At 70.9% G+C, this 17,269-nt stretch carries 16 protein-coding genes and 1 tRNA gene; 9 read left to right on the top strand and 8 right to left on the bottom strand.

Going from position 1 to position 17,269, the window contains the following annotated elements:
* The first annotated feature begins 3 nt into the window (after positions 1–3).
* A complete protein-coding gene (locus ACXYMW_RS11075) occupies positions 4–879 on the top strand; it encodes a PfkB family carbohydrate kinase (RefSeq protein WP_459035380.1) in 876 nt (291 codons plus the stop codon).
* On the opposite strand, the gene msrA is transcribed toward ACXYMW_RS11075, so the two are convergent.
* Complete coding sequence (msrA, locus tag ACXYMW_RS11070) at positions 876–1,514, bottom strand: peptide-methionine (S)-S-oxide reductase MsrA (RefSeq protein WP_459035379.1); 639 nt, start codon at positions 1,512–1,514, stop codon at positions 876–878. The genes ACXYMW_RS11075 and msrA overlap by 4 nt on opposite strands.
* Before the next feature lie 179 nt (positions 1,515–1,693).
* Here msrA and ACXYMW_RS11065 point away from each other — a divergent pair, with 179 nt between their 5' ends.
* On the top strand, positions 1,694–2,917 hold the full coding sequence (locus ACXYMW_RS11065) for a lytic murein transglycosylase (protein WP_459035378.1): 1,224 nt from the start codon (positions 1,694–1,696) through the stop codon (positions 2,915–2,917).
* A 4-nt stretch (positions 2,918–2,921) separates the two neighbouring features.
* Here the strand turns inward: ACXYMW_RS11065 and ACXYMW_RS11060 are convergent, their stop codons facing one another.
* The 4 genes from ACXYMW_RS11060 to ACXYMW_RS11045 form a co-directional block, all read right to left on the bottom strand.
* On the bottom strand, positions 2,922–4,271 hold the full coding sequence (locus ACXYMW_RS11060; RefSeq protein WP_459035377.1) for a TrkH family potassium uptake protein: 1,350 nt from the start codon (positions 4,269–4,271) through the stop codon (positions 2,922–2,924).
* A 12-nt stretch (positions 4,272–4,283) separates the two neighbouring features.
* Complete coding sequence (locus ACXYMW_RS11055; RefSeq protein WP_459035376.1) at positions 4,284–4,946, bottom strand: potassium channel family protein; 663 nt, start codon at positions 4,944–4,946, stop codon at positions 4,284–4,286.
* A gap of 92 nt (positions 4,947–5,038) precedes the next feature.
* The gene (locus tag ACXYMW_RS11050) at positions 5,039–5,707 is read right to left on the bottom strand and encodes a GntR family transcriptional regulator (protein WP_459035375.1); all 669 of its coding nucleotides are present in this window, start codon (positions 5,705–5,707) and stop codon (positions 5,039–5,041) included.
* 718 nt (positions 5,708–6,425) lie between these two features.
* Positions 6,426–7,052 carry a TetR/AcrR family transcriptional regulator gene (locus ACXYMW_RS11045; protein WP_459035374.1) on the bottom strand — a complete coding sequence of 209 codons (627 nt, stop codon included), beginning with the start codon at positions 7,050–7,052 and terminating at the stop codon, positions 6,426–6,428.
* Positions 7,053–7,163: 111 nt separating this feature from the next.
* Here ACXYMW_RS11045 and ACXYMW_RS11040 point away from each other — a divergent pair, with 111 nt between their 5' ends.
* Positions 7,164–7,733: a carboxymuconolactone decarboxylase family protein gene (locus ACXYMW_RS11040; RefSeq protein WP_459035373.1), complete on the top strand. Its 570-nt coding sequence runs from the start codon at positions 7,164–7,166 to the stop codon at positions 7,731–7,733.
* Between the two features lie 82 nt (positions 7,734–7,815).
* Here ACXYMW_RS11040 and ACXYMW_RS11035 read toward each other — a convergent pair whose 3' ends face one another.
* Both ACXYMW_RS11035 and ACXYMW_RS11030 read right to left on the bottom strand, forming a co-directional pair.
* Positions 7,816–8,880 (bottom strand): FAD-binding oxidoreductase, encoded by a 1,065-nt coding sequence (locus tag ACXYMW_RS11035; RefSeq protein ID WP_459035408.1) that lies wholly within the window; start codon positions 8,878–8,880, stop codon positions 7,816–7,818.
* A 22-nt stretch (positions 8,881–8,902) separates the two neighbouring features.
* Positions 8,903–10,138, bottom strand: coding sequence for an aromatic ring-hydroxylating oxygenase subunit alpha (locus tag ACXYMW_RS11030; protein WP_459035372.1), 1,236 nt, complete (start codon positions 10,136–10,138; stop codon positions 8,903–8,905).
* Positions 10,139–10,406: 268 nt separating this feature from the next.
* Here ACXYMW_RS11030 and ACXYMW_RS11025 point away from each other — a divergent pair, with 268 nt between their 5' ends.
* The 5 genes from ACXYMW_RS11025 to ACXYMW_RS11005 all read left to right on the top strand — a co-directional run bounded on the left by ACXYMW_RS11025 (position 10,407) and on the right by ACXYMW_RS11005 (position 15,677).
* Positions 10,407–11,417, top strand: a complete 1,011-nt coding sequence (locus ACXYMW_RS11025; RefSeq protein ID WP_459035371.1) for a lysylphosphatidylglycerol synthase transmembrane domain-containing protein — start codon at positions 10,407–10,409, stop codon at positions 11,415–11,417.
* An 86-nt stretch (positions 11,418–11,503) separates the two neighbouring features.
* A complete protein-coding gene (locus ACXYMW_RS11020) occupies positions 11,504–12,127 on the top strand; it encodes a CDP-alcohol phosphatidyltransferase family protein (protein WP_459035370.1) in 624 nt (207 codons plus the stop codon).
* On the top strand, positions 12,124–13,326 hold the full coding sequence (locus ACXYMW_RS11015) for an ABC transporter substrate-binding protein (protein WP_459035369.1): 1,203 nt from the start codon (positions 12,124–12,126) through the stop codon (positions 13,324–13,326). The genes ACXYMW_RS11020 and ACXYMW_RS11015 overlap by 4 nt, the downstream gene beginning before the upstream one ends.
* Before the next feature lie 82 nt (positions 13,327–13,408).
* The gene (locus tag ACXYMW_RS11010) at positions 13,409–15,052 is read left to right on the top strand and encodes an ABC transporter permease (RefSeq protein WP_459035407.1); all 1,644 of its coding nucleotides are present in this window, start codon (positions 13,409–13,411) and stop codon (positions 15,050–15,052) included.
* On the top strand, positions 15,045–15,677 hold the full coding sequence (locus ACXYMW_RS11005) for an ATP-binding cassette domain-containing protein (RefSeq protein ID WP_459035368.1): 633 nt from the start codon (positions 15,045–15,047) through the stop codon (positions 15,675–15,677). The genes ACXYMW_RS11010 and ACXYMW_RS11005 overlap by 8 nt, the downstream gene beginning before the upstream one ends.
* A 3-nt stretch (positions 15,678–15,680) precedes the next feature.
* On the opposite strand, the gene ACXYMW_RS11000 is transcribed toward ACXYMW_RS11005, so the two are convergent.
* Complete coding sequence (locus ACXYMW_RS11000; protein WP_459035367.1) at positions 15,681–16,670, bottom strand: complex I NDUFA9 subunit family protein; 990 nt, start codon at positions 16,668–16,670, stop codon at positions 15,681–15,683.
* A gap of 153 nt (positions 16,671–16,823) precedes the next feature.
* On the opposite strand from ACXYMW_RS11000, the gene ACXYMW_RS10995 reads away from it, so the two are divergent.
* A tRNA-Leu gene (locus ACXYMW_RS10995) sits at positions 16,824–16,909 on the top strand.
* Positions 16,910–17,269 lie beyond the last annotated feature (360 nt).

The raw sequence follows: 17,269 nt of genomic DNA, 5'->3' as shown, positions 1-17,269 counted from the left end.
GCGATGACGATCTACAATCTCGGCTCGATCAATGCCGACCTGGTCTACCGCGTGCCGCACCTGCCGGGCCCGGGGGAGACGCTGGCCGCCACCTCGCGCAGCACCGGGCTGGGCGGCAAGGGCGCCAACATGTCGGTCGCCGCGGCGCGCGCTGGGGCCCGGGTGGTGCATCTCGGCGCGGTGGGCGAGGAGGGCGGCTGGATGGTCGAGCGGCTCGCCGCCTACGGGGTCGAGACCGGCCATGTCGCGGTGGCGGCGGAGGCGTCGGGCCACGCGGTGATCGCCGTCGACGATGCCGGCGAGAACCTGATCCTGATCCATCCCGGCGCCAACCGGGCGATCTCGGAGGACGAAATCGCGCTGGCGCTGGAGGGGGCGGGGCCGGGCGACAGCTTCCTGTTCCAGAACGAGACCAACGCCCAGGCCGCGGGCGCGCGGGCGGCCAGGGCGCGGGGGCTGCGGGTGATCCACGCCGCCGCGCCCTTCGAGGCCGGCGCGGTGCGGGCGGTGCTCGACCTTGTCGACCTGCTGGTGCTGAACGAGGTCGAGGCGGCGCAGCTCGAGGCGGCGACCGGGCGGGCGCTGGCGGATCTGCCGGTGGCCGAGATCGTGGTGACGCTGGGCGCGCGGGGCTGCCGCTGGATCAGCACCCGGACCGGCGCGGTCCACGAGGTCGCGGCCCGCAAGGTGACGCCGGTGGACACGACCGGAGCCGGCGACACCTTCACCGGCTACCTGGCCGCCGCGCTCGACCGCGGCGCCGGCCTGGCGGCGGCGCTGGACCTCGCCTCCCGGGCCGCGGCGCTCATGGTGACGCGGCCCGGCGCGGCCGACGCGATCCCCTCGCTGGCCGAGGTCGAGGCGGAAGGCCGGGCCTAGAGGAACGGCGCGTCCGCGCCCCAGATCTGGCGGATCCGGTCGTCGCGCATGCAGCCGGTGCGGTATTTCTCGTAGGCATCGGCGCGGTCGACATAGCCGAACCGGGTCAGCGTCTTCTCGGTGCTCTTGTAATAATCCTGGTGGTAGTCCTCGGCCTCGTAGAACGGCGCGGCCTCGAGGATCGGGGTGACGATCTCCTGGCCCAGTTCGGCCTCGGCGGCGCGCTTGGCGGCCTCGGCCTCGCTCCGCGCCTCGGGGCCGTCGACGAAGATCGCGGTGCGGTAGCTTTCGCCGCGGTCGCAGAACTGGCCGCCATCGTCGAGCGGGTCGACCGAGCGGAAGAACAGGTCGTAGAGCTGCCGGCGCGACACCTCGGCCGGGTCGTAATCGATCCGTGCGGCCTCGTAATGGCCGGTGCCGCCGGCGGTGACCTCGCGGTAGGTCGGGTTCTCGGTGCGGCCGCCGGTATAGCCCGAGACCACCTCCGAGACGCCGCGGACCTTCTCGAAATCGGCCTCCACGCACCAGAAGCAGCCCCCCGCCACGACGATTTCGGCGGCCGGCAGCGGCGCAGCGGCGAATGCCCCGAATGCCCCGAATGCCAGGGCGGCGAGATGGGTGATCGGCTTGGCCATGATAATCCTCCTGTTTCCCCCGAGGATGGCGCGCCGCGGCCGCGGGTCAAAGCTCGGCAGGTCTTCGCTCACGCAGAGATGACGCCGCGGGATCGGCGCGTGACGGCGGCGCCCGGGGCTTGTGGCGGCGTGCCGGCTTCGCCAGTCTCGGGCAAAAGACCGGCGCGAGGAGCAGTCACATGCAGGTCACCCGACGCATTTTCACCCTGTCCGTCACCGCGGCGCTGCTCGGCGGCTGCGCCAGCGGGCTGCCCGGCGCGACCGCGCTGCCGGCGGCGGATCCGGCGCTGCAGCCGGTGGCCAATCCCGGCTGGGAGGCCTGGGTGGCGGCGTTCCGGCCGCGCGCCGAGGCCCAGGGCATTCCCCGCGCCGTGCTCGACACCGCGTTCCGCGACGCCGGCTACCTGCCCGGAGTGGTGGAGCGCGACCGTGCCCAGACCGAGTTCACCCGCACGCTCGAGGATTACCTGGCGATCGTCGCCAATCCCGAGAAGGTGGCCACCGGCCGGGCGATGCGGGCACGCCATTCCGGGCTTCTGGGCCGCATCGAGGCACGCTACGGCGTGCCCGCCGACGTGGTCACCGCGGTCTGGGGCATGGAGAGCAATTACGGCGCCCGGCGCGGCGACATCCCGGTGGTCTCGGCGACCTCGACGCTGGCCTATGACGGCCGCCGCGGCGCGTTCTTCGAACAGCAGCTGCTGGCGGCGTTGCGCATCCTCGCCCGCGGCGACACCACGGCACCGCGGCTGGTCGGGTCGTGGGCCGGGGCGATGGGCCACACCCAGTTCATCCCCACCACCTACCAGGCGTCCGCGGTGGATTTCGACGGCGACGGGCGGCGCGACATCTGGGCCGAGGATCCGACCGACGCGCTGGCCTCGGCGGCGGCCTACCTGGCCGATTCGGGCTGGCAGCGCGGCCAGCCCTGGGGCTACGAGGTGCGGGCGCCGGGGGGCCTCGGCGGCGGCCGGCGCAGCCTGTCGGACTGGGCCGCGGCCGGGGTCACGCGGGCCGATGGCGGGACGCTGGCGGGCGGCGCCGCGGCGCGGCTGGTCCAGCCCATGGGGCCGGGCGGGCCGGCCTTCCTGGCGCTGCGGAACTTCGACACGATCCTGCGCTACAACAATTCCGAGAACTACGCGATCGGCGTCGGCCACCTGTCCGACCGGATCGGCGGCGCCGGGGCGCTGCGGGCGGCCTTCCCGCCGGACCGTTACGGGCTCACCATCGAGGACCGCAAGGAATTGCAGCGCCGGCTGACCGCCGCGGGATACGATGCCGGCACCCCGGACGGCGTGCTGGGCTCGAAGACCGAGGCGGCGATCCGCGCCTGGCAGGCGGCCAATGGCCGCGCCGTCACCGGCACGCCCTCGGCCGAGCTTCTGGCGGCGCTGCGCTGACGCCTCAGCCCAGAAACACCCGGCCGTGCGGGTAGCGCACCCGCGCGACCGTGTAGGTGGCGAGCAGGAAGCCCAGGGTCAGCGGCCCGACGCGGCCCAGGAACATCATCGCCATGATCACCAGCCGCCCGAACGTGTCGAGTTCGGGCGTCGCCCCCATGCTGAGCCCCACCGTGCCGAAGGCCGAGCAGACCTCGAACAGCATTTCGAGGAAACCGCCGTCATGGCTGATCGACAGCGCGAAGGTGGCGAGAAACAGGCTCAGCATCGCCACCGTGGTGAGCGCCAGGACCTTGCCGACCTCCTCGCTGTTCAGCGACCGGCCGAAGATCGAGGGTTCGGCGCGGCGCCGGAAGAAGGCGTAGGTGGCGAGGATCAGCACCGCGAAGGTGGTCACCTTGATGCCGCCGGCGGTCGAGGTCGAGCCGGCGCCGATCACCATCAGCCCCATGGTCAGCAGCGCGGTGGAATCGCGCATCGCCGCGGTGTCGAGCGTGTTGAAGCCGGCGGTGCGCGGCGTCAGCCCCTGGAACCAGCTGGCCCAGAGCCTGGCGCCCAGCCCGTCGAGCTGGCCCAGCGTGCCGGGATTGGTCCATTCCAGCGCCGCGTAGCCGGCCCAGCCGCCCAGCGACAGCAGCAGCGTGCCGGCCAGCATGATCTTGCTGTGCAGCATCAGCCGGCGCCAGCGCCGCTTGCGCCAGAGATCGGCCAGCACCACGAAGCCGAGCCCGCCGACCAGGAACAGCGCCGGGACCACGAGATTGACCAGCGGGTCGCCGGAATAGGCCATCAGGCCCTCGTCCCAGATCGAGAAGCCGGCATTGTTGAAGGCCGAGACGGCGTGGAACAGCGCCGCCCAGAGCCCCTCGGCCCAGCCGAAATCGGGCACGAAGACCAGCGCCAGCAGCGCCGCGCCCACCGCCTCGCAGCCGAGCGCCACGGTGAAGACGATGCGCACCAGCCCGATAAGGTCGCCGATCGAGGTCTGGTTCAGGTCCTCGCGCAGCATTAGCCGCTGGCCGAGCCCGATGGGCACGTTGAGCGAGGCCAGGATGAACACCGCGAAGGTCACCAGCCCAAGCCCGCCGAGCTGCATCAGGAGCAGGATCACCAGCTGTCCGAACCATGTGAAGTCGGCGCCGGTCTGCACCACGACCAGCCCGGTCACGGTGACCGCCGAGGTGGCGGTGAACAGCGCCTCGACCGGCCCGACCGCGGCGGTGGATGCCCAGGGCGTCCAGAGCAGCAGCCCGCCCAGCAGCACGACGACGAGGTAGAACCAGCCCAAGAGCTTCGGCGGCGACAGCCGCAGCGCCCGCCTGCTGATCCCCGCCCGGATGCCGATCAGCGCCATGCCGGGCCCCGCTCAGAGGGTTTCGGCGAAACGGCGCAGCTCCACGCGCTCGCCGAGCAGCAGCAGCAGGTCGCCCTGCTGGAAGACGCAATCCTGGCCGTCCTGGCCCACGAATTCCGAGCCGCGCATCACGCCGATGCAGCGCAGGTCGAAGTCGCGGCGATGCGCCAGCGCGTCGAGCGACTTGCCCTCAAGGCTTTCGGGGACGCGGAAATTCACCACGTAATAGCCGTTGCCGAGGCTGATATAGTCGCGGATCAGCGGGTTGTGCAGCTTCTGCGCGGTGTGCTGGCCGACCTCGACCTCCGGGTGGATGATGCGGTCGACCCCGAGCCGCGACAGGATGCGGTGATGGGTGCGAGTGCGGGCCTTGGCCCAGACCGTCTCCACGCCCACCAGCTTGAGGTTGATCGAGGCGAGAATGGAGGCCTCGAGGTCGGAGCCCATGGCCACCAGGGCGACATCGCAATCGCCCAGCCCGGCCTCCTTCATGGCCTTGTCGTCGCGGGCATCGACGATCATCGCCTCGGTCAGCTCCTCGGCGTGGTCGTGGACCTTGTCGCGGTCGATGTCGATGCCGATGACGGAGTTGCCGAACCGTGTGAGCTCGCGCGCCACGGTGGAGCCGAAGGTGCCCAAGCCGACGATGCCGAATGTCCGGTGCCGTTCCACCATCCTGCCACCTCCCTGTCCTGGGGAGACGAGGTAACGTGGCCGGGCGGCGCAGCAAGCCGTGGGGGCGGGCGCCGGCGGCCGCGCCGGTGCGCTCAGATCACGGCGCGGGACTGGCCGGCGATCGGCGTCGGGGATCTGGACAATTCGTCGCTGACCCCGGCCACGGTGCGCAGGACCTGGGCGGCGTCGTTCGACTTCAGCGCCTCGGCGACGCGGCTGAGCCCGTTCTGCAGCATGCTCCAGGCCGCCGCGGGATCGGCGACATATTCGCGGGCGCGCCAGCGGATCACCCGCCAATGCGCGGTCTTGATGGCGTTGGAGAGGATCTCGTCCTCGACGATCACCGCCATGTTCTCCGCCACATGGCCGCTGAAGCGCACATAGATCTGCGGATTGTGCTCGGTCATGGTCTGGATCAGCGAGGCCTGGCCGATCAGTTCGATCTTCACGTCGTCGTCGATCGGCGCGCCCTCGTAGCAGATGGCAGCGGCGCGGGCGAGTTCGCGGTAGACGATGAAGGCCTGGCTGCGCCGCGTGGGCGGAAGTTCGGTGGCGATGGTGCCGACGCCGGCGCGGGTCTCGACCAGCCCGGCCAGCGCCAGTTCCTGCAGAACCTGCCGAATCGGGGTGCGGGAGAGGCCGAACTCCTTGGCGAGCGCGTTCTCGTGCAACTTGTACGGGCAATCCGAAGGCGCGAGGCAGATGCGGGTGCGAATGATCGAAAGAATGTCGTCGTAGGTCCGGTGATCGTTACTGGCCATAACAGGAAACCTTAAGATGAACTGCGAATACCTGTACACAGCACGACTTTTCCCGTCAATGCTGCGGTTGCACTGTGCCTGTGACCCAAGGGAAACATGGGGTTAGGAAATAAATCAAAGTGAATTAATCCAATGATGGCTTGCCAGCGCCCTAATTTTGCCGCATTGTCGGTGTGGATATCTGTATACAGGTCGAGTAGAACGCAAGACCACACGACCACAAGACGACCGACGCAACCTTCAATTTCAGGGCTCGACGCACATGTTCGCATCTCGCATCCCCACAGATACGGGCATTCGCGTCGCTCCCGCACCCGACTTCGTGTCCGGGGTCCGCCGCACATCCCCAGCGGCCCTCCGGTCGAAGGTAAGATCGCTTCCGCGCCTCCTGGCGTCCGCGATCACGCAAGTAACGCGCGACCGCTGCTTCGTCAGGGTCGAGGCCTGGGTAACGATTGTATTTCAGTATCATCCCGCCATGCCTCCGCGGACAGAACGGCTGTTTGTCAGCGTTCCGGTGCAGGCCAAGGTTGAGGTGGGACATCTGCGTCGGCGTCTTGTGGAAAAAACGTTCACGACAATGGTGCTCACGCACCGCCCACCGGTCGGCCACCCGCCGGCTTATTGAGGAGACCGTATCCCAACTGCCTTTGTCCTTTCGCGCCCCTTCGGGGGCGCTTTTTTTTGCTCTGACGCGACGTCCGCGCGGGCTCGGCGGCTAGGTCGGGGCCGGGCGGCGCGGCGCGGGTTCCGCGATCCGCAGCGCCTCGAGGTCGCCGGCGATGTCCTCGGCGATCCGGTCGATGCGGCCGGCGGCGTCGCTGCGCTGGGCATAGGCGCGAAGCCCGAAGATCGCCGCCTGCAGCCGCGCCGCCAGCCGCTCGGGATCGGCGTCGGGGGCGATCTCGCCGGCGTCGCGCGCCGCCCGGAACGCCGCGGCGAAGCCGGCCTCGGTCTGGCGCATCATTTCCTCGACCGCCTGGCGCAGCTCCGGCGCTTCCTCGGGCGTTTCGAGCAGAGTCTTGACCAGCATGCAGGCGCGCGAGGGCAGGGCGGTGCGGGCGATGCCGCCGAAGATCCGCACATGCGCGGCGAGCCCGGCCAGCGGCGAGGCATGCCGCGCCAGCGTCTCCTCGAAGGCGGCGCGGCCGGCCACGGCGTAGCGGCCCAGCGCGGCGCGGAACAGCGCTTCCTTGGAGCCGAAGGCGGCGTAGATCGAGCCCGGCCGCATGTCGAGCGCGCGCTCCAGATCCTTCAGCGACGTGGTGTGGTAGCCGCGCGCCCAGAACAGCTCCATCGCGGCATTGAGCACCGCGTCGCGGTCATAAGTGGCGGCCCGTCCCATGGCGGCGCTCCCGTTTGAGTGAACGCTCAAGAAATATCTTGAACGCCCGCTCAAGTAAAGCTAGCTCTCGGGTTCATATTGAATGATCGCTCAAAAAAGGAAGGATCCGCCATGACCGAGTTCCCGATGCACGACCTCGACACCGCGCCCGAGGACAGCCGCCCGCTGCTGGAGAACTCCCACAAGGCCTTCGGCCGCATTCCCGGCCTGCACGCCGTGATGGCCGAGGCGCCGGCGCTGCTGCAGGCCTACCAGCAGAGCCACAAGCTGTTCGCCGAGCAGACCAGCTTCGACAAGGACGAGCTCACCGTGGTTTGGCAGAGCATCAACGTCGAGCATGCTTGCCATTACTGCGTCCCCGCCCATACCGGCATCGCCAAGATGATGAAGGTCGACGATGCGATCACCGAGGCGCTGCGCAACGAGACGCCGCTGCCGAATGCCCGGCTCGAGGCGCTGCGCAGCTTCACGCTGGCCGTGGTGCGCGGCCGCGGCAATGTCGACGAGGCCGCGCTGTCGGACTTCCTCGCCGCCGGCTTCAGCAAGCGCCAGGTGCTCGAGGTGATCCTCGGCGTGGCGCAGAAGGTCATGTCGAACTACACCAACCACCTGGCCGACACGCCGGTGGATGCGCCGATGCAGGCCTTCGCCTGGGAGAAGGCGCGCAAGGACGCGGCCTGACGATCGCGGGCGCCCCCGGCCGGCGCCGCGAGGTGCGGTGCCGGGCCGCGGCGGCCCCGCCGGGCGGCGCCGCGGCTTGGGGTTAGGCCTCGACGGCGACGCTGCCGATCGGGTGCGAGCAGCAGGCGAGGATGTAGCCCTCGGCGATGTCGTCCTCGCTGATGCCGCCATTGTGCACCATGTGCACCTCGCCGTCGGTCTTGCGGATCTTGCAGGTCCCGCACAGGCCGAAGGTGCAGCCCGACGGGATGTTGAGCCCGGCGCTGCGCGCCACCTGCAGCACCGTGTCGGTCTGGGTGCAGGGCACGGTGACGCCCGACCGGGCGAAGGCGACCTCGGCCGCGGCGGCCTCGTCCGGCACCACGTCGTCGAACTCGGTGAGCTCGGCGGTGGTCTCGGCCGGAGCCGCGAAGCTTTCCTGGTGGTAGCGCGCCATGTCGTAGCCGAGCGCGTTCAGCATGTCGCGCACCGCCTCCATGAACGGCGCCGGGCCGCAGCAATAGACGTCGCGCTCGAGATAGTCATGCGCCATCAGGCCCAGCATCAGCTGGTTGAAGCGGCCGCGATAGCCGGTCCAGACGGTGTAGGGATCGTCGCGGTCGACGACGAAGTGCAGCTTCAGCCCCGACACCCGCCCGGCCATGTATTCGAGCTTCTGGCGGAACAGGATGTTGAGCGGCGACAGCGCGCAATGGATGAAGGAGATGTCCGGATCCTCGCCGCGCTCCCACAGGAACGAGGTCATCGACATCATCGGGGTGATACCGGATCCGGCCGAGATGAACAGGTACTTGCCGTCCGGTTCCGGCGGCAGGGTGAAGATCCCCGCCGGCCCCCAGGCCCGCAGCCGCATGCCCGGGCGCAGGTTCTCGTGCATCCAGCGGGTGCCGATGCTGTCGGGCTGCGCCTTGACGGTGACCGTGACATGCGCCGAGGTCGTGGGCGAGGAGGAGATCGTGTAGGTGCGCTGCACGTTGCCGCCGGGCAGCGGCAGGTCGAGGGTCAGGAACTGCCCGGCCCGGAAGGAGAAGCGCGCCCCCGAGGGCGGCCGGAACGCGAAGGTCATGACGTTCGGCGCCTCCGGCACCACCAGCACGCATTCGAGTTCCTCGGCGTCGGTCCAGACCGGCGCGTTCTCCTTCGGCATCGGGATCATGTCGGGCCTTCTCTTATTCCGCGGCGATCAGCGCGCGCCCGGTCAGACGGCGCTGCAGAGTGGCGGCGTACCAGTCGACGAACTGGATCACGCCCATCTCGTGCTGGCGCGAATAGGGGCCGGGCTCGTAGGCCGGCGAGTTCACGCCGCGCTGGTTCTCCTCGACGATGGCGCGGTCCTCGTCGTTGGTGGCGATCCAGACCTCGGTGAGGCGCTGCAGGTCGTAATCGACGCCCTCGACCGCGTCCTTGTTGACCAGCCAGGTGGTGGTGACCTCGGTCTCGGTGGGCGAGATCGGGTTCATCCGGAAGATCAGCACCTGGTCGGAGAGGAAGTGGTCCCAGCTCGACGGGTAGTGATAGGCCAGGCAGGACCCGGCATCGTCGAAGGGCACGCGGCCGACGCGCTTCGACACGGCCGGCTTGCCGTCCATCGTGTAGGAGGCGGCGTTGCCGAGGAACGGGATGCGCACGAAGCGCCACTGCATGTCGGGCGCGGCCACGAACTGCGACGGCAGACCGGCGGTCTCGCATTTCGAGATGTGGTCGCGCAGCACCGGCGCCTGTTCCTGCGGGTTGGTGCCGAAGACCCGCGGATCCTCCGGGAAGGTGCGGCAGAGCGAGGGATGGCTGCCCGCGCAATGGTAGCATTCGCGGTTGTTCTCCATCACCAGCTTCCAGTTGCCCTGCTCGATGATGGTGGATTGGTAGGCGATCTTCAGATTGGCCGGGTCGTGCGGGCCGCCATAGGCCTCGGCCTTGTCGCGGAAGGGCGCGAAATCGGGCGGCGTGTCGGCCAGGCAGAGCATGATGAAGCCCGCCACCTCCTCGCAATGCACCGGCTTCAGCCCGTGCTTGGAGGCGTCGAAATCCTCGCCCATGTCGCGCGCCCAGAGCAGGCGCCCGTCCAGCTCGTAGGTCCATTGGTGGTAGGGGCAGACCAGCTTCGGGTTGGAGCCCTTGGCGGCCGAGCAGATGCGGCTGCCGCGATGGCGGCAGGAATTGTGGAAGGCGCGCGCCTTGCCGTCCTGGCCGCGCACCACGATCACCGAATAGGCGCCGATCTGCCGGGTCACGTAATTGCCCGGCTTCGGCAGTTCCGCGGTGACGGCGCTCATCAGCCAGTCCTGGTACCAGATGCGCTGCAGGTCGACCTCGTAGACGCCGGGATCGGTGTAGAAGGCGCGCGGCAGCGAATGCTGGGGCGGGCGCTGGAGAAGGAGCGAGAGAACGTCGGCATCGCGGAGCATGGGCGCACCTGTGTTGGTCGAATCGGAACGATCCTGTGTCACCGTGATGACCCCTCGGGCCCCCGCGCGATCTTCCAAAAGCGGCGTTTCCTGCGCCGGATCGGACATGCCGCGCGGCGCCCGGTCGCCGCGCGGACATTGCCCCGGCGCCGCGGATCGCCCATATAGCCCGGCAACATGGCGCCGCGGGCCCGCGCGGAGCGGCGCTCCTGGCCGCGCGCCGCCCCGGCGCCGCCGCCGCCGACGTGAACGAGGGAGCCGCCGAGACATGTTTCCCGCCTTGCGCCTGTCGCGCAAGCAGATGCGCCTGCTGCAGATCGTGGTGAGCCTGACGCTCCTCGCGGTGCTCTGGCGCGCCGTCGACGGCGCCGAGGCGGCGCGCATCCTGGCGCGGGCCGAACCGCTCTGGCTCGCCGCGGCCTGGGCGATGCTGTCGGCGCAGACCGTGCTCTCGGCGCTGCGCTGGAAGGTCACGGCGGGGCGGCTGGGGCAGAAATTCACCGCCCGGGGCGCGATCTCGGAATATTACCTGGCGCAGATCGTCAACCAGTCGCTGCCCGGCGGCATGGTCGGCGACGCCAGCCGCGCGGTGCGCGCCCGCCACCATGCCGGGCTGCTGCGCGCCAGCCAGGCCGTGGTGTTCGAGCGGCTGGCCGGGCAGGCCATGGTCTTCGCCGTCATGACCGCGAGCTTCCTGTGGACGTGGTCGACCCCCGGCGGGCTCTACTGGCCGGTCTGGGCCCAGAGCATCGTCATGCCGCTGATCGTGGGCGGGCTCTGCGTGCCGGTGGTGTTCTGGTTCACCAGCCTGCTGCCGGGGCCGCAGAAACGCGCGCTCGACGATCTGTGGTATGCCATCACGGTGTCGCTGATCTCGCGCAAGGTGCTGTGGAAGCAGGTGCTGCTCAGCATCGCCACGACGATCTGCAACCTCGCCGCCTTCGCCTTCTGCGCCCGCGCCACCGGCACCGAGCTGAGCCTCGCGGCGGTGACCGGCATCGTGCCGCTGATCCTCTTCACCATGCTGATCCCGGTCTCGATCTCCGGCTGGGGGCTGCGCGAGGGCGCCGCCGCGACCCTGCTGCCGATCGCCGGCGCCACGAGCTCGGCCGGGCTGGCCGCCTCGGTGGCCTTCGGGCTGATCTTCATCCTTGCCGTGCTGCCCGGGGTGATCCCGATCCTGCGGCGCCAATCGGCGGTGACGCCCGAGGCCGAGGCGCCGCCGGGCGCGATCCTGTCGGCGGCCCGCGCGGCCCGCTTCCGCGGCCGCCACCGCTAGCGGCGGCTCACGTTCCCGTCAGGGTGATTGCGGCGGCGGCCGCCGGCTGGCTTGATGGGGCCACCGACCGCCAGACTGGACCCCCGATGTTCGACGCCCGCGCCCGCCGCCTGATAGACCCGCCGCTGAACGCGCTCGGATCCTCCGCGGCCCGGGCCGGGCTGACGCCGAACCAGGTGACCCTGGCCGGGCTCGGGCTGGGCCTGCTCGCCGCAATCCTGATCGCCGCCGGCGCACCCGGCTGGGCGCTGATCCCGCTGCTCGCCTCGCGCTTCGCCGACGGGCTCGACGGCGCGGTGGCCCGGGCCACCCGGAAGAGCGATTTCGGCGGCTATCTCGACATCCTGTGCGACTTCTTCTTCTACGGCGCCGTGCCGCTCGCCTTCGTCGTCCTCGACCCGGGCGCGAACGGTCTGGCCGGGGCGTTCCTGCTCGCCGCCTTCTACTTCAACGGCTCGAGCTTTCTGGGCTACGCCATCCTGGCCGAGCGGCTTGGTCTCGAGACCCCCGCCCAGGGGGTCAAGACGCTCTATTATTCCAACGGTCTGCTGGAAGGCGGCGAGACCATCGCCTTCTTCGTCGCGCTGTGCCTGCTGCCCGGGTATTTCGCGCCGATGGCCTGGATCTTCGGCACTCTGTGCTACCTGACCGGAGCCCTGCGGCTGATCGGCGCCGCGCAAGCCTTTTCCCGAACCGAGGAGACGAAATGATCCGCCGCATCGCTGCCGCCCTGCTGTTCGCCACGCCGCTCGCGGCCGCCGAGGCGCCCGATCCGACCGACTGGCCGGCGGTGCTGGAGGCGGCGCAGGGCCAGACCGTGTACTGGCACGCCTGGGGCGGCTCGACGGCGACCAACGACTTCATCGCCTGGGTCGGCGCGCGGGTGTCGGAGGAGGCCGGGGTGACGCTGGAACACGTCAAGCTGGCCGACACCGCGGATGCCGTCACCCGGGTCCTGTCGGAGAAGCAGGCCGGCCAGGACAGCGACGGCGCCGTCGATCTGATCTGGCTGAACGGCCCGAACTTCGCCGCCATGAAGGAGAAGGACCTGCTCTTCGGGCCCTTCGCCGAGGCGCTGCCGAACTGGCGTTTCGTCGATGTCGCCGGCAAGACGGTGCAGACCGACTTCACCGTGCCGACCGAGGGATTCGAGGCGCCCTGGGCGATGGCCCAGGTGGTCTTCATGCACGACACCGCCGACCTGCCCGAACCCTTGCCGACGGCGGAGGCGATCGGCGCGTGGGTGGCGGACAATCCCGGCCGCTTCACCTATCCGCAGCCGCCCGACTTCCTCGGCACCACCTTCCTCAAGCAGATGCTGATCGAGCTGGTGGACGACGACGCGCTGCTCTCCTCGCCGCCCGAGGCGGCCGATTTCGACGCCGTCACGGCGCCGCTCTGGGCCTTTCTCGACGATCTGACGCCGAACCTGTGGCGGTCGGGCCGGGCCTATCCGCAGACCGGGCCGGCGCAGCTCCAGCTCCTCGCCGACGACGAGATCGACCTGGCGATCTCGTTCTCCCCGGGCGAGGCCTCGACCGCGATCGCCGACAACCGGCTGCCCGACAGCGTGCGCACCTTCGTGCTGGAGGCCGGCACGCTGGGCAATGCCAGCTTCGTCGCCATCCCCTACAATTCCGGTGCCAAGGCCGGCGCCATGGTGGTGGCCGACTTCCTGATGTCGCCCGAGGCGCAGCTCCGGGCGCAGGACCCGGAGGTGCTGGGCTACGGCACCGTGCTCGACATGGCGGCGCTGCCGGCGGAGTGGCGCGACCGTTTCGCGGCGCTCGATCTCGGCATCGCCACGCTGCCGCCGGCGGAGCTCGGCCAGGTGCGGCCGGAGCCGCATCCCGGCTGGATGACGCGGATCGCCGATGAATGGACCGAGCGCTACGGCGCCGGCCAATAGGGCCGTGACCGAAGCCGCGCGCGCCGCGGGACGGGGCGCGGCCGCCGGGCTGGGGGCGCTGCCGGCGCTGACCCTGCTGGTCATGCTGGGGCCGGTGACGGCGGGGCTGGCCGGCACCGTGCTGCCGGCCTTCGGCTACCTTCCCGCCGCCGGGCTCACCGACCTGTCGCTGGCGCCGGTCCGGGCGCTGCTGGCCTGGCCCGGCCTCGCCGACGCGGTGCGGCTGTCGCTGACGACCGGCGGCCTGGCCACCTGCCTGGCGCTGGGCGCCGTGGCGCTGTTCATGGCCGGCTGGTCGGGCACCCGGGCGTTCCGGCGGCTGGAGCGGCTGCTGGCGCCGCTGCTGGCCGTGCCGCACGCCGCCGCGGCCTTCGGGCTGGCCTTCCTGGTGGCGCCCTCGGGCTGGCTGGCGCGCCTCGCCTCGCCCTGGGCCACCGGCTGGGAGCGTCCGCCCGACCTGCTCGTCGTGCAGGACCCGCTGGGGCTCGCCATGGTGGCCGGGCTCGCGGTCAAGGAATTTCCTTTCCTGCTGCTGATGGCGCTCGCCGCATCGGGGCAGGCCGACATGCCGCGCCGCGGCCGCATTGCCGCGGCGCTGGGCTACGGCCGGGTCCGGGGCTGGCTGCTGACGGTGTTCCCGGCGATCTACGCCCAGATCCGGCTGCCGGTCTACGTCGTGCTGGCCTATTCGATGTCGGTGGTTGACGTGGCGCTGATCCTCGGCCCGGCGACGCCGCCGCCGCTCTCGGTGCAGATCGTGCGCTGGATGGGCGATCCGGACCTCGCCATGCGGCTCGCCGCCGGCGCCGCGGCGCTGCTGCAGCTGGCCCTCGTGGCGCTGGCGCTGGGCCTGTGGCGGCTGGGCGAGGCCGCGACGGCGCGGCTCGGCCGGCGCTGGGCCGCCTCGGGGCGCCGCGGCGCCCGCCTCGACGCCTGGGCGCGGCCCGCAGGCCTGGCCGCCGCGGCTTTGGCGGCCGGCGCGGTGCTGGCCGGGCTCGCGGTGCTGGCGGTCTGGAGCGTGGCGGGGTTCTGGGCCTTCCCCGACATCCTGCCGCAGACGCTCGGGCCGGAGGCCTGGCAGCGCCACCTGCCGGCGCTGTCGGAGGCCGCCGCCAGCACCGCGCTGATCGCGCTCTGCGCCACCGCGGCGGCGCTGGCGCTCAGCGTCGGCTGCCTCGAGGTCGAGTTCCGCCGCGGCCGGCCGCTGTCGCGGCGCGGTCTTTGGCTGCTCTACCTGCCGCTTCTGGTGCCGCAGACGGCGTTCCTGCCGGGCGTGCAGACGCTGCTGCTCACCGCCGGCATCGATGCCGGCCACGGGCCGGTGATCCTCGGCCATCTGGTCTTCGTGCTGCCCTATGTCTTCCTGTCGCTGGGCGATCCCTGGCGCGCCTGGGACGCGCGCCATGCCCGCGTCGCGGCGGCCCTGGGCAGCCCGCCCGGCCGCGTGCTCTGGCGGGTGCGGCTGCCGATGCTGCTGCGGCCGCTGCTGGTCGCCGCCGCCATCGGGCTCGCGGTCAGCGTCGGGCAGTATCTGCCGACGCTGCTGGTGGGCGGCGGCCGGGTGGCGACCCTGACCACCGAGGCGGTGGCCCTGGCCTCGGGCGGCGACCGCCGCGCCATCGGCGTCTTCGCGGTGGCCCAGACGCTGGCCGTCAGCCTGCCCTTCGCGCTGGCGCTGGCGCTGCCGGCGCTGGCCTTCCGCAACCGGAGGGGATTGCATGGCTGAGGGCCTGACGCTCGACAATGTCCGCATCCACCGCCACGGGCAGCCGCTGATCGCGGTCGACCGGCACGTCGCCCCGGGCGAGGTGCTGACCGTGATGGGGCCCTCGGGCACCGGCAAGTCGACCCTGCTGGCCTACCTGACCGGCAGCCTCGCCGCGGCCTTCACCGCGGAGGGACGGGTGCTGCTCGACGGCCGCGACGTCACCGGGCTGGCGCCGCACCGCCGCCGGCTCGGCATCCTGTTTCAGGACGACCTGCTGTTCCCGCATCTCAGCGTCGGCGAGAACCTGGGCTTCGGCCTGCCGCCGGGCGGCAGCCGCGCCGACCGGCGCGCCCGCATCGCGGCGGCGCTCGAGGAGGTCGGCATGGCGGGCTTCGCCGACCGCGACCCGGCCACCCTGTCGGGCGGCCAGAAGGCCCGCGTGGCGCTGATGCGGATGCTGCTCTCGGAGCCGCGCGCCCTGCTGCTCGACGAGGCCTTCTCGGGTCTCGACGCGGCCCGGCGGGCGCAGGTCCGCGACCTGGTCTTCGCCCGCGCCCGGACCCTGCCGGTGATCATGGTGACGCACGATCCCGAGGATGCCGCGGCGAGCCGGGGCGCGGTGCTGACGCTCGGCGGCGCCTAGGGCTCACATGTCGCGGAGGTTGCGCGCCGATTCCTTGATCGCGGCATATTGCCCGGAGGGCCGGAAGCGCCACAGGTAGTCGGGCAGGATGGCCTCGGGCGCGGTCGGCGCGATGCCGAGATCGGCAAAGCCCTTCTCGCGGCCGCTGACCACGTTGTCGCGGCGCAGGTTGGCGACCTGGTCGCGGGTCAGCGACGGCGTGATCAGCCCGAAGCTCGCGGTCTGCAGCAGCTCGAAGCTGCGGCCCATCAGCCCGGCCGCCCAGAACGGGATGTTGACGATCAGCGCGCGGCGCCGGATCACCGTCAGCATCTCGCGCATCCAGACCCGGAACGGCTTGGTCTCGGGGCCGCCGAGCTCGTAGATCCCGGGCGCCGCGGCGCCGGTGACGCCGAGCTCCGCGGCCTGCGCCACGTCGTCGACATAGACCGGCTGGAAGCGCGTGTCGCCGCCCACCACCGGCAGCACCGGGCTTAGCCGGCCCATCGCCGCGAAGCGGTTGAAGAACTGGTCCTCGGGGCCGAAGATCACCGAGGGCCGCAGGATCACCGCGTCCGGCCGGTGCCGCTGCACCGCCGCCTCGCCGGCGGCCTTGGTGCGGGCATAGGCGCTGTCCGAGCCGGCATCGGCGCCGATCGCCGAGATGTGGACCAGCCGCGCCACGCCGCTCTCGGCGGCCAGCCGCGCCACCCGCTCGGCGCCGTCGCGCTGCACCGCGCCGAAGGTGTTGGCGCCGCTCTCGACCAGCACGCCGATGCAGTTGACCGCGGCATCCGCGCCGCCCAGCACGTCGCGCACGCTGGCATCGTCGCGGATGTTGCAGAACACCGGCTCGACCTGGCCGACCACGCCGTAGGTGCGCACGAAGATGGCGTCGTTGGGGTTGCGGCAGGCGACCCGGACGCGCCAGCCCGCCCGCGCCATGCGCCGCGCGACATAGCGCCCGACGAAGCCGGAGCCGCCGAAGATGGTCACGAGTTTCGACTTGGGCATGGGGTTCCTCGCCGTGGCCTGCGCTGCGCTTTCGGGGCTGTCTACCGCCCCGGGGGGGAGGCGGCAAGTTCCCCGCTGTCGCGCCCGGAGATTCTGCGAAAATCGTCGTTGACACTGCCCGGCACGGCGTCTAAACGGCGCCTCACGCAACCTGCCCAGGTGGCGGAATGGTAGACGCGCCAGCTTCAGGTGCTGGTGTCCGTATGGACGTGGAGGTTCGAGTCCTCTCCTGGGCACCACTTGTCAAGCAAAACCCCCTGAAACCTTGTGTTTCCGGGGGTTTTGTTTTGTCCGGCCCAGATTTTGCCCCACAAACTGCCACACACGCGGCCCCCAATGGACCGTCAGGAGCAGGCCGGTCGGGGCGGTCGCTCGGGTATCAAACCCGTCCGATCCTTTCCGCCAACGAACCGATGTCCCTCCAGCCACAACGGACTGGAGAGACCCCATGAAGCCCTCGATCGAACGCCTTGAGAACACCCGCAGGATCGTTGCACGCTGCGTGATCGAGCGGCCCGACGGAGCCGCCTACATCCCGATCTACAAGGAGCTGGATCGTCAGCTCGAAAAGCTCCGTGGCGCGGAGAGCTACTGCACAG

The sequence above is a fragment of the Roseivivax sp. CAU 1761 genome (assembly GCF_054482755.1).
This window is presented reverse-complemented; position numbering and strand designations above follow the sequence as displayed.